This is a genomic window from Collimonas sp. OK242, assembly GCF_900107095.1.
Classification (GTDB): domain Bacteria; phylum Pseudomonadota; class Gammaproteobacteria; order Burkholderiales; family Burkholderiaceae_D; genus Collimonas.
In genome coordinates this window covers 193,419-206,340 of sequence record NZ_FNOR01000004.1, presented here as the reverse complement: position 1 = coordinate 206,340, position 12,922 = coordinate 193,419, and the positions used below count along the sequence as shown (strand labels likewise).

Below are 12,922 nucleotides of genomic sequence, written 5' to 3'. Positions count from 1 at the left end.
TGTACTGAGTTCAGATGCAGGGCAGCGGATTGCCGCCGCCCTGCAAGGCTATGCTTTAAGCCAGTTGCGCAAACGCGCCGCGCGCCGCCTCGATGGTGGCGGCTATCACCGCATCGTCATGCTGCGCCGATACAAAGCCCGCCTCGAATGCCGACGGCGCCAGATACACGCCGGCGTCCAGCATCGCATGGAAGAATCTGTTGAACAAATCCTTGTTGGACGCCATCACCGCAGCGTAGCTGCCAGGCACCGTTGCCGCAAAATACAAGCCGAACATGCCGCCGATCGCATCGCCGCAGAAAGTCACGCCGGCTTCCTTGGCGGCCTGGCTCAGGCCGTTGACCAGTTTGCTGGTTTGCGCTGTCAGATTGGTATAAAAACCCGGCTCCTGGATCAGCTTGAGCGTGCTCATGCCAGCCGCTACCGCCACTGGATTGCCGGACAAGGTGCCGGCTTGATAGACCGGACCCAGCGGCGCCATATGGCCCATCAAATCGGCGCGTCCGCCGAACGCCGCCACCGGCAAACCGCCGCCTATCACCTTGCCCAGGGCGGTGATGTCGGGTTTGATGCCATACAGCGCTTGGGCGCCGCCCAGCGCCACCCGGAAGCCGCACATGACTTCATCGAAAATCAATACGGTGCCGTACTGTGTGCACAGGCGCCGCATGGTTTGCAGGAACTCCGGCGTGGCGCGCACCAGGTTCATGTTGCCGGCAACCGGCTCGACGATCACGCAGGCGATCTGGTCGCCCATGTCCTTGAACGCATCTTCCAGTTGCTGGGTATTGTTGTAATCGAGCACCAGCGTGTGCTTGACGAAATCTTCCGGCACGCCGGCCGAGGTCGGATTGCCGAAGGTCAGCAAGCCGCTGCCGGCCTTGACCAGCAGTGAATCGGCGTGGCCGTGGTAGCAGCCTTCGAACTTGACGATCTTGTCGCGGCCGGTGGCGCCGCGCGCCAGGCGCAGTGCGCTCATGGTGGCTTCGGTGCCGCTGGAAACCAGGCGCACTTGTTCTATCGACGGCACCAGCTTGCAGATCTCTTCGGCGATTTCAATTTCACCCTGGGTCGGCGCGCCAAAACTCAGGCCGCGTGCGGCTGCGTCCTGCACGGCCTTGACCACGGTCGGGTGGGCATGGCCGACGATTGCCGGGCCCCAGGAACCGATGTAATCGATGTAGCGGCGGTCGTCGGCATCCCAGAAATAGGGGCCTTCGGCGCGGGTGATGAAACGTGGCGTGCCGCCCACTGAACGGAAGGCGCGCACCGGCGAATTGACGCCGCCTGGTGTGGTTAGCTGGGCGCGGGCAAACAGGGTGTCGTTATTGGATGTCATGTATTTTATCGTCGAAAATAAATGTGAAAACTATTGCGCGCGGTGCGCAGGCAGAAAATCAGGAAGCGTCGCCGGCATCCTCGTCACGCCGTTCCAGGCCCTCTTCGCGAGCCCAGAAATACCGGTCCGGGATCAGTTTTCCCATCCCCAGCCGTTGCGCGGCAGTGACTGCCGCCAGGGTGAATTCCTGCGCTTCGGAAACCGCTTCGGGGACGTCCAGGCCGTTTGCCAGCATCGCCGCAATCGCCGCCGACAAAGTGGTGCCGGCGCCGCTGAACGAGCCGGAAACGCGCGGCCAGGAGTCTTGCCTGACCACGCCCGATTCATTGAACAGGGTGTTGCCGATTTCGGCGGCCGCGGTTGGCGTGCCGGTCACGAACAAGTATTCGCAGCCGAGTTCGATGATGCGCATCGCATCGACGCTCATCATGTCGTCGGACGAAGGTTCGCGCCAGGTTTCCGCCAGGCGCGACAACTCGACCGCCGATACCAGCATCACCGTGGTTTGCGGAATCAGCAGTTCGCGGATCGCAGTCAGCAAGTCTTCGCTGTCTTGCCCCTGATCCGGCATGGCTGACAAAAAAGGGTCTAGAATCAGCGGGATTTCAGGATAATCCGAGACAATCTCGGCGATCACCGATACGCTTTCGATGCTGCCGACGGCGCCTACCTTGAAGGCGGCGACCGGCATGTCCTCAAGCAGCACGCGCGCCTGGTCGGCTACCCAGTCGGCGTCGATTTGCTGGGTATCTTCGATGCGGGCGGTGTCGCCGATCAGGATAGACGTGATGACGGAAAGGCCGTGGCAGCCCATGGCGGAAAAAGTGGCCAGATCGGCCTGAATTCCGGCAGCGCCGACGGGGTCGGCAACGCCGAAGGTCAATATAAGAGGAGAAGTTTGGTTTTGCACGGCGGGTAGATTAAGATATCCGACTTTGCATTTTACTTGATTGAAGGGTCGCCGCTGTGAGCAATAACGAAACTACCAAAACTGAGTTCAAAACCTGGATGTGCCTGATTTGCGGCTGGGTCTATGATGAAGAAGCCGGTTTGCCGGAAGAAGGCATTGCGCCCGGCACGTTGTGGGACGATGTGCCGATGAATTGGACCTGTCCGGAATGCGGCGCGCGCAAAGAAGACTTTGAAATGGTTGCCATTTAAGCCAAATCCCCCGTTTTCATTGCAGAAATATCAAGTTATCGTCTCAAGTTACAAAATAAATTGAACTTTATCGGCTACCCGTGAGAAACATTGTTCTAAGGAATGTCTTTCTTTGTTACAGTGACGCCGTAGATTTATTTGGATTGAATGAGACAATTTTTCATGACAACATCACTTGGCAGCGTCAACCTGAAGGTAATGGTGATTGACGATAGCAGCACAATCCGGCGTTCTGCGGAGATTTTCCTGAGCCAGGCTGGTTATCAGGTCGTACTTGCCGAAGATGGTTTCGATGCTTTGGCGAAAGTGAACGATCACAAGCCTGCGCTGATTTTCTGCGATATCCTGATGCCGCGCCTGGACGGCTATCAAACCTGCGCCCTGATCAAGAAAAGCGCCAAATTCCATGCTACGCCGGTGATCATGCTGTCGTCCAAGGATGGCCTGTTTGATCGCGCGCGCGGCGCCATGGTCGGTTCTGACGAATATCTCACCAAACCGTTTACCAAAGACAGTCTGCTGAAGGCGGTGCGCCAGCATACCCAGACGGCGGACGGTGCTACCCCGGTTACTGCTTGAGCTACGTGATTGCTTAAGACCGGCTGACTGATTTACATAATTTGAAGTACGAAGCAAATAAAGGTTGAACATGGCCATACAGAAAATTCTCATCGTCGACGACTCGCCAACCGAGCGTTATTTCCTGACCGATATCCTGGCGAAGGCCGGCTATTCGGTGTCGACTTCCGAAAACGGCGAAGGCATCCTGGACAAGATCAAGGCGGACAAGCCGCAGCTGATCCTGATGGATGTGGTGATGCCCGGCCAGAACGGCTTTCAGGTGACGCGCTCGATTACGCGCGACGAAGACACCAAGGATATTCCTATCATCATCTGCAGCAGCAAGGGTTTGGAAACCGACCGTATCTGGGGCTTGCGCCAGGGCGCGCGCGATTACCTGGTGAAACCTATCGATCCCAAGGAGCTGCTGGCGAAAATCGCAGCGCTGGGTTGATAGAGCGCTGCAGCACGCTGCGAACGCCGAATTTAACGTTGCTGAATTTAATGTCGGCTGAATTTAAAGTCGAATTTAAGCTGAATTCACGCCAAATGAGCGCCCAATCAATATGACTCAATCAAGCTCGCATCTGACGGCAGAAACATCGCCTTCGTCGCTGCCCGTCAACAAGGTGGCGCTTGACGCCGACTCGCGCCGCAGCCGCCTGCGCGAATTCCAAACGCACTTGCTGGAGCGGATGCAAGCCGCGCGCAGCGGTACCGAGGCGCAGGAAAATCAGCTTGGTTTGTTGATCGGGCAGACGCGCTGGCTGTTGAATTTGCAAGAGGCGGGCGAAATCGTCGCCGTCGAGCAGATCTCGCGGGTGCCGTTGACCCACGACTGGTACCTGGGACTGAGCAATGTGCGCGGTACGCTGATCAGCGTGATCGATTTTGCGCGTTTTCAGGGCCATGGCGTGACGCAAATTGACAAGGAATGCCGGATTGTTGCTTTTGCACCGGCATTTTCGTTCAACAGCGGCTTGCTGGTGTCCCGTGTTTTGGGCCTGCGCAACGTCGCCCAAATGACCTTGCAGGCCGCGGATGCGCTGGATCAGGCAGGCGCCAGGCGCTATCTCGATAGCGACGCGCAGGTCTGGACCGAGCTGAGCATGGCCCAAATCTTGCACGACCCTCGTTTTTTACAAGTAGGTTTATGAGTCCCAGGTACTGTTGCAGCGGCGATTGCAACAGCAGCAGTATCCGGTGGCAGCGAATTTGCAATTAGGAGATTCTGTAATGGCATTCAAACTACCGTCTTTATCCAAGGCGGCCAAGGAAGAGCAGGGCGAAGCAGGCGATCGTTTCATGCAAGATGCATTGATGCATGATCCGGAACAGACTGTCATGGAAGAGCGTTTCATTCCTGAACCGTCGCCGGCGCCGATACTGACGCCGGTCGCTGCACCGCAGCCGACTCCCGCGCCGGCGCCGGCATTCACCGCCGCTCCTCAGGACGCTGTCAAAGAATCCGCTGCTACGGCAACTGCGGCTGCCGGGGTTGCCAAGGCTGCTTTTGCCGGCGCAGCTGCCAGCATCGCCAGCCCTGATTCCTCGCCGCTGCCGTTGATCGGCAAGTTGCCGCAACAAAAACAGATCCGTCTTCTGGTGACGGTGCTGGTCGGCGCTTTGCTGCTGACTATCTTGTTCCTGTGGCTGAGCGCCAAGAGTTCCACGATGAGCTCGACCCAGACCCAGATCGCCGGTGACGCGCTGATGCACTCGCAGCGTATCGGTAAGGCGACGCCGAATGCGATTCAGGGTAATCCTGAAGCGTTTAAGCAGTTGGCCGACAGCCGCAAGGAATTCAACCAGGATTTGGGCATCCTGTTGAAGGGCGGCGACTACAAGGGCCACAACATCGGCACGCCTAGCGCATCGATGAATTCCAAGCTGGCCGAAGTCAACAAGGTCTGGTCGAATACCGACAAGGCGGCGGACACTATCCTCAAGCTGCAAAAGGAATTGACCAGCTTCGGCGTGACGCTGCAAAAACTGAACGGCATCTCGCCGAACCTGCTCGATCTGTCGGAACAGATCGCGACACTGAAAACCCAAACCGGCGCCACTCCGCGCGAAATCGCTGCCTCGTCGCAGCTGGTCATGCTGACCCAGCGTCTCGGCCGCAGCGCCAATGAATTCCTGACCTCGGAAGGCGTGAACCCGGAAACGGCGTTCTTGCTGGGTAAAGACACCAATACTTTCCGCGACATCGTCAGCGGCTTCCTGAACGGCAGCGACGTACTGCGCCTGCCGGCCAGCAAGAACGAAGAAGAGCGCAGCAAGCTGACCGAACTGGAAAAGAGCTTTGCCGAGTATCAGGAATCGGTGGCATCGATTCTGGGCAACATGCAGAATTTCGTCTCTGCCAAACAATCGGAACAATTGGTCTTTACCGAGAACGAAAACCTCAAGCAACGCCTGGGCGCCTTGCAAGATACCTATCGCGATGCACAGGATACGCAAAGCATCTGGTTCTGGCTGATGTTGCTGGCCGCACTGACTACTCTGCTGGCCGCCGCAGGGATTGCCTGGGTCCAGGTGCAGGACGGACGTCACCGTACCCACGAAGCTGAGGTACGCCGGATGGAAGCGGAAGAACAGCGTCTGCAAGCGATCCGGCAGGAAGAGGATGCAAGTAACGCCAACGATCAGAACCAGGCCGCGATTTTGCGCCTGATGAATGAATTGCAGGAAGTGGCGGACGGTGACTTGACGGTGCAGGCGACGGTGTCGGAAGACATTACCGGCGCGATTGCCGACTCGGTCAACTACACGGTGGAAGAGTTGCGCGGACTGGTCGGCCGGGTTACCGCAACCGCACAGCAGGTGACGGTTGCGTCGGATCAGGCGCAAAGCATTTCGATCGAACTGCTGGCTGCGTCGCAACGGCAGTCGCGCGATATTCAAGAAACCACGCAAGCGGTTCTCGATATGGCGACCCAGATTACCGACGTTTCCAAATCGGCTAGCGAATCAGCCGAGGTGGCGCGGCAGTCGGTTAGTGCGGCGGAAGAAGGCTCCAAGGCGGTGGAAAACGCGATTTCCGGCATGAACGAAATTCGCGAACACATCCAGGAAACATCCAAGCGCATCAAGCGGCTGGGTGAGTCGTCACAGGAAATTGGTGAAATCACCGAACTGATTTCAGACATTACCGAACAGACCAACGTGCTGGCGCTGAACGCGGCGATCCAGGCCGCTTCGGCGGGCGAAGCCGGGCGCGGATTCTCGGTGGTTGCAGAAGAAGTTCAGCGCCTGGCGGAACGTTCCGGTGCGGCGACCAAGCAGATTGGCGCGCTGGTGCGTACCATTCAGACCGACACCCACGACGCGGTGGTGGCGATGGAGCGTTCGACGCAAGGGGTGGTCGAAGGAGCCAAGCTGTCAGATGCGGCCGGTGCGGCGCTGTCGGATATCCGGCGCGTTTCGAACCGCTTGGCGGAACTGATTCAAAGCATTTCTTCCACTACCGAGCAGCAGGCCAACTCCGCAAACGGCGTGGCTACCAACATTCAAAACATTCTCTCGGTGACTGAAAAGACGCGAGAAGGTACACGACAGACGGCCTTGTCGATTCGTGAACTGTCGAAGCTGGCAGAAGATTTGAAGAGCTCGGTATCGCGTTTCCGCGTGACCAATTAATGTGTAGCACCGTGCTTGCGGTCCGTCAATCGGACCGGCAAGCGCGGTATCCTTGCCCAGGCTTACGCGCGGTTGCGCTCCTGGGCAATGGATATGCATAGTGGTCGATCCGCTTGGCCACTCCCTGAACCCACGAGGCAGTCATGACCACCGATTTTTCCAGTACCGCTGACTCTGCGCGAACGCATCTTGATACCGGACCATTGTCATGGGTGATGAGCGAAATTCGCGAGGCGCTGAATCAGTCCGGTAACGCCTTGTCCCAAGCGACTGGCGCTGCCAGCGACGAGCGCTCCACAGCAATCCGCCATGCCAAAACCTATTTGCACCAGGCGCACGGCGCCCTGCAGATGGTTGACATCGACGGCGTCATCATCATCACCGAAACCGTTGAAGACATAATCGAGCGCGCCGAGTCGGGCCAAGCCGAACTGAACCAGCAGCATGTGCAGATCATCGGCAACGCCTATCAGGCATTGATCGAATACCTGGACGAAATATTGGCCGGCGGCAGCCATCAGCCGGTGCGTTTGTTTCCCTACTATCAGGCGCTGCTGGAAATCCGCGGCGCCGAGAGAATCCACCCGGCCGACCTGTTTTTTCCCGACCTGACCATCCGCCCGCATTTTCCCGTGGCGGAGCAGGTTGCGGCAGTCGAGGCCGAAGTTTATCTGCCATTGCGCAAGCGCTTCGAACGTGCGCTGCTGCCATTCCTGAAAAGCGCCGACAAGGCAGTGGAACTGGAAAACGCTGCAGCCATGCAAGTGGTGGTGACAGAAGTTGAGCAAATGCAGCGCAACCAGCAAGCGCGCGCATTCTGGTGGGTAATGCATGGCTTCTCGGAAGCGGTTGCCAACGCGCAGGTATCCAACGAACTCTACGTCAAACAATTATTTGCCCGTATTAACCTGCAGTTGCGGCGCTTGAGCCAAGGCTCGTCGAGTATCTCCGAACGGCTGTTGCGCGATGCCTTGTTTTTTATCGCCGGCATTGAGAAAACATCCAAGCTGGCAACCCAGATTCGCACCGCCTATCGTTTGAACGGCCTGGTGCCGGCCGACTACAATATCCGCCACTACGGTCAGATCAGCCTGGACGCATTGGGCAGCGCCAAAGATCGCCTGAATCAGGCCAAGAATATGTGGGACCGCCTCGCCAGCGGCGATGCCGGCCCGGCAGCTGCCTTCGAACAGGAAATGCAAGGTTTGAGCGAAGCCGGCAGCCAGCTCAACGCGCCTTCATTGTCGAAGCTGCTGCGCGAACTTAACGGCATAGCGCGTCACGCCGCACATTCGCGGCCAGGCGATGCGATCTGCATGGAAATCGCCACCAGCCTGTTGTTCATTGAAAATACGCTGAACCACATCAGCCGCCTGCCGGAGAATTTTTCCGAACGCGCCGATGCGATGACCGCGCGCTTGTTGTCAGTGGTGTCCGGCGAGAAGCTGGGCAAGCCGGCGCAATGGATTGACGACATCTACCGTGAAGCGCAGCAGCGCCAGACCGTCAAGATGCTGGCCTCTGAAATGTTGTCCAGCTTGCGCCAGGTCGAAAAAATGCTGGACGAATTTTTCAACGATCCGGAGCGGCGCGAGGTATTGGCCCAGATCGAACAGGTGCTGCATCAGATTCAAGGCGCACTGGCGATCCAGGAGCAGAGCGACGCCATGCGCGTGGTCGAACATACGCGCAGTACTCTGCAGCGTTTTGCGGCAGAAGGCAGCGATGTCGTGCCGGAACAAAAAGAGTTCGAACAGATTGCGCAAAACATCGGCGCGCTCAGCTTCTTTATCGAAACTTTGCAGCATCAGTCGGACACGCAAAACAATCATTTTACGTTTGATGAGGAAGCGGGCGTGTTCCGCATCAACCTGCTGGAACGGCGTGCCGTGGTCGCGGCTCCTTTGCCTGATCCGGTGGTGCCTTCATCTGCCGGCGACAGCCGTGCGATTGCGGCAGACACGGTGCTTGGCGACAGCTTGCCGTCCTTGCCCGAGTTGGCAACCGTGGAAGATGAGCTGCTGCAGCATCAGCAGCAATCTGCGGAACTGGCGCTGTCGTTGACCGCGCAGCCGCATGATCCGGAACTGCAGGAAAGATTGAAAGAATCGTTGGTGCAAATGCGGGTCGACGCTGCATTGAGCGACAATCCCGAAGCTACCGATCGGGCCCAGGCCGCCATCGATATCCTGGATCATCCGGATTTCTCCGGGTCGCAGCAATCGATGGCGGAAATTGTCACCACCATCGTGCCGCTGCACACGGCAGAAGCCGCAGCGCCGGTGGCCGCGATAGCAGTAAGCGACGAGGAGGCTGATGCCGAACTGCGTGAGATTTTTTTGTCCGAAGCGGACGAGGTCCTGACGAACGCCAGGATTACCTTGCCGCTGCTGCACGACGCGCCCCATAAGCAAGAGCCGTTAACCATACTGCGCCGTGCTTTTCATACCCTCAAGGGTAGTGGCCGCATGATCGGCCTGAACGCTTTCGGCGAAGCCGCCTGGAGCATCGAACAGGTATTGAATTTGTGGCTGTCCGAAGCGCGCGCAGTGAGCGACGATCTGAATGCCTTGCTGGACCACGCTGTGACCCAGCTGGATGGCTGGGTGAAAGAGATCCAGCAGCACGGGCAGTCGCAGCAGACGCCGGATGCATTGGCTGAAGCCGCTGCAAGAGTGCGCGAAGGCGGGCCGTTTGCGGAAACTGCATCGGCTCCGACTGTTGTCGCCGCGCCAGAGGAATTGTACGAGTTCGGTGAGTTACCGGAGCAGCCGCTTCAAGCCGAGGAAATCCAGCTGAGCGACGACGATCTGGCTTTTTTCAGCGACGCAAATGCCGCCAAGTCAGTTGACCCTGAGCAGGCGCAATCGCCGGAGAGTCTGTCTGAAGAGCATTTGGAAGCAATTGCAGATCCCGCGCTTATCGAGACGGCGCCGGAAAATCCGGTCGCGCCGGTCAGCGCCGAGGTGATCGCTTTTCCCGGCATGCAGGAAATTCGCCATGACGACAGCACCAAGCAAATTGGCGATTTGACTATCAGCCTGCCGCTCTACAATATTTATCTGGCCGAGACCGACCAGCTGGTACGTCACCTGTCTCACGATTTTGCCGAATGGCGGCATGAGCCGGAGCGGCCGGTGCTGACACAATCGGTGCATGCTGCGCATTCGCTGGGCGGCAGTTCCGCCACGGTGGGTTTCAAGCCTTTGCAGGAAGTGGCGCATGCGCTGGAGATGGCGCTGCAACGGATGGCGCTGCAACCAGGCAGCTTGCACGGATCAGACTACGACATCCTCCAGCTCAGCGTCGAGCGAGCCAAATGGATGTTGCAGCAGTTTACGCAAGGCGACATGCCGTATTGCGAACCGGCCCTGGTCAGCAGCCTGGACAGCCTGTGGCAAGGTCAGGAGTCGCGTGGCGTCGGCGCAGAGACAATCGCGAATCTCGATGTGGCGGAGGCGCCGCAAGTAACTGCTGCACCTGAGTTTGAACCCGCTGCTGAAACGCAAGCTGGCGCAGAACCGGTAGCCGACCACCAGTTCCAGTCGCGCGCGGCTATTGCGGAAAATACCGGCGTTCAGGCCGAGGCAGGCAATGGGCAACCGGTACACCCGATGGCGGTTGCGCCGGTGGCCTCTGTTGCGCCTGCTACGCCGCACCATCCTGCTGCGATAGTGCCCCATTTGTTCGATGCCGCGACGGAAGAGATTGATCCTGCGCTAGTGGTCCGAGATGAGCTCGATCCCGACTTGTTGCCGGTGTTCCTGGAAGAAGGCAGCGACATGCTGCCGCAAATCGGCAGCGCCTTGCGCAGCTGGCAGCAGAGTCCGTCCGACGTCAAGCCGTCGCAAGCAATCCTGCGCCATCTGCACACCATCAAGGGCAGCGCCCGCATGGCTGGCGCGATGGTGCTGGGCCAGCATATGCACGAGATGGAAAGCCATATCGAATTGATTCTGCAGTCGGGTGCATCTTCCAGCCAGACCATCGATGAATTGTTGAGTCATTATGACCGCGGCGCACAGATGTTCGAGAATCTGCGCAATCCGCAAGCGCAGCAGCCCGCCGCGCCCAATGCACCAGCGGCGCCAGCCGCCCCCGTTGCGCCTGCTGCGACGCCAGGCGCCCATGCGGCTGTCAATTTGCCGAGCGTGATGCCGGCGCTGGCCGCCGGCGTGGCGCCGGTGCCTGCAGTAACCAGCGCCACCGGGCTGGTGTCGCAGGTGCGTGTCAACGCCGAAGTGCTGGACCGGCTGGTGAATCAGGCCGGTGAAGTGTCGATTACACGTTCGCGGCTTGAATCCGGTATCGGTACCTTGCAGATGTCTTTGTCGGAACTGACGGAAAACGTCGATCGCTTGCGCAGCCAGTTGCGGGAAATCGAAATCCAGGCGGAAGCGCAGATCAGTTCGCGCATGACGCTGGCCGGCGAGCGCGAATTCGATCCGCTTGAATTCGATCGTTTTACCCGCTTGCAGGAATTGACCCGGATGATGGCGGAGAGCGTCAATGACGTCGCCTCGCTGCAAAAGAATCTGACCAGTACGGTAGATGGCGCCAACGCCGACTTGCTGACCCAGCGCCGCCTGACACGCGATCTGCAACAGGATCTGATGCATGTGCGTATGGTGCAGTTTGCGAGTGTGGCCGAGCGTTTGTATCGATTGACGCGCCAGGTCGCCAAAGAACTGGACAAGCGCGTCAACCTGGATATCCGTGGCAGCAACGTTGAAATCGATCGCAGCGTGCTGGAAAAAATGATCGGTCCGTTCGAGCATTTGCTGCGTAATGCGATCGTCCACGGGATTGAATCGCGTGAAGCGCGGCGCGCAGCCGGCAAGAACGAAACCGGTGAGTTGAAGCTGGAAATCCGTCAGGACGGCAATGAAATCCTGATTCAGTTATCGGATGACGGCCAGGGTTTGAATCTGTCGCGCATCCGCGACAAGGCGCGCACCATCGGCTTGCTGGAAAGCGATCAGCAGATAAGCGACCTGGAAACCACCGACCTGATTTTCCGCCCCGGGTTTTCGACCGCGGCGGATGTCACGGAACTGGCCGGCCGCGGTGTCGGCATGGATGTGGTGCGTTCGGAAGCGGCCTCCCTGGGCGGCCGCGTTGCCGTCAGCAGCGACGCCGGCCAGGGTACGCATTTCACGATTCATCTGCCATTGACGCTGGCGGTTACCCAGGTGGTTCTGTTGACCACCGGCGGCCATACCTATGCCGTGCCGTCTGCGCTGGTCGAACAGGTGCAGCAATTGAAATCGAAGGCGCTGGCCGCGGCTTACAACGATGGCTCGCTGGTTTGGCAGGGCCATAAAGTGCCGCTCCAGTATTTGTCGGCCTTGCTGGGCGATGCCGATATGGTGCCGGTGGCGCAGCAGTATTCACCCGTCATCATTTTGCGTAGCGGTAATGACCGGGTCGCGCTGCATGTGGATGAAATCGTCGGCAACCGAGAAGTCGTGGTCAAGAATATCGGCCCGCAGCTGTCGCGGATGATAGGGATAGCCGGCGCTACCGTGCTGGGCTCGGGCGACATCGTGCTGATCTTGAACCCGGTGCCGCTGGCGCAGCGGCAGTTGCAACATGCATCGCATGAACTGCGGGCGCCGCGGCAATCGGAACTGGCTACCCATGACGTGATGGGCGCCGTGGCCGAAATGAACGGCAGCGTCGAAGCCGGGCAGCTGCCGACAGCGCAGATAGCCCAGGCCGTGCAGGGTTTGCGCAGCCAGAGCGTGGTGATGGTCGTCGACGATTCTCTGACCGTGCGCCGGGTGACCCAGCGTCTGCTGTCACGCGAAGGTTACCAGGTGGTGCTGGCGAAGGATGGCGTCGACGCGCTGGAGCAACTGCAAGCGATTACGCCTGATGTGATGCTGGTGGATATTGAAATGCCGCGTATGGATGGTTTCGATCTGAGCCGCAATATCCGTAACGATGAACGCACCCGTCATATCCCTATCATCATGATTACTTCACGCACTGCCGCCAAGCATCGCAGCTATGCGATGGAACTGGGCGTCAACGAGTATCTGGGCAAACCGTATCAGGAAGATGAATTGATCAGCACCATCAAGTCATACATCAGCAAAGAAGCCAACACCCTGCAATAACTCTTTGTGCGCGTGTGTGGAGGACAGGTTTTCCACGCACGCGCATAATTCCTTGGGCGGGCACCAGCGCCCAGCCTGTCAAAGCGGCTTTAGCGCA

The 12,922-nt window shown here is 58.6% G+C and carries 8 protein-coding genes; 6 read left to right on the top strand and 2 right to left on the bottom strand.

Translation table 11 applies throughout. The annotated features are described in order from the left end of the window. Positions 1–55 precede the first annotated feature (55 nt). Positions 56–1,339, bottom strand: a complete 1,284-nt coding sequence (gene hemL / locus BLV81_RS05580; RefSeq protein ID WP_092353256.1) for a glutamate-1-semialdehyde 2,1-aminomutase — start codon at positions 1,337–1,339, stop codon at positions 56–58. A 58-nt stretch (positions 1,340–1,397) separates the two neighbouring features. Further along, entirely contained in the window at positions 1,398–2,249 is an 852-nt protein-coding gene (locus BLV81_RS05575) for a bifunctional hydroxymethylpyrimidine kinase/phosphomethylpyrimidine kinase (protein WP_092353254.1), read from the bottom strand. 98 nt (positions 2,250–2,347) lie between these two features. On the opposite strand from BLV81_RS05575, the gene BLV81_RS05570 reads away from it, so the two are divergent. From BLV81_RS05570 to BLV81_RS05545, 6 genes are all read left to right on the top strand, one after another. Next, positions 2,348–2,500 carry a rubredoxin gene (locus BLV81_RS05570; RefSeq protein WP_038495022.1) on the top strand — a complete coding sequence of 51 codons (153 nt, stop codon included), beginning with the start codon at positions 2,348–2,350 and terminating at the stop codon, positions 2,498–2,500. A gap of 162 nt (positions 2,501–2,662) precedes the next feature. Further along, positions 2,663–3,079: a response regulator gene (locus BLV81_RS05565; RefSeq protein ID WP_092353252.1), complete on the top strand. Its 417-nt coding sequence runs from the start codon at positions 2,663–2,665 to the stop codon at positions 3,077–3,079. Positions 3,080–3,149: 70 nt separating this feature from the next. Then, entirely contained in the window at positions 3,150–3,515 is a 366-nt protein-coding gene (locus BLV81_RS05560; RefSeq protein WP_092353250.1) for a response regulator, read from the top strand. A 112-nt stretch (positions 3,516–3,627) separates the two neighbouring features. Beyond that, the gene (locus tag BLV81_RS05555) at positions 3,628–4,218 is read left to right on the top strand and encodes a chemotaxis protein CheW (protein WP_092353248.1); all 591 of its coding nucleotides are present in this window, start codon (positions 3,628–3,630) and stop codon (positions 4,216–4,218) included. 79 nt (positions 4,219–4,297) lie between these two features. Then, positions 4,298–6,703, top strand: coding sequence for a methyl-accepting chemotaxis protein (locus BLV81_RS05550; protein ID WP_255364980.1), 2,406 nt, complete (start codon positions 4,298–4,300; stop codon positions 6,701–6,703). A 143-nt stretch (positions 6,704–6,846) separates the two neighbouring features. After that, positions 6,847–12,825 (top strand): hybrid sensor histidine kinase/response regulator, encoded by a 5,979-nt coding sequence (locus BLV81_RS05545; protein ID WP_092353245.1) that lies wholly within the window; start codon positions 6,847–6,849, stop codon positions 12,823–12,825. The last annotated feature ends 97 nt before the right edge of the window (positions 12,826–12,922 follow it).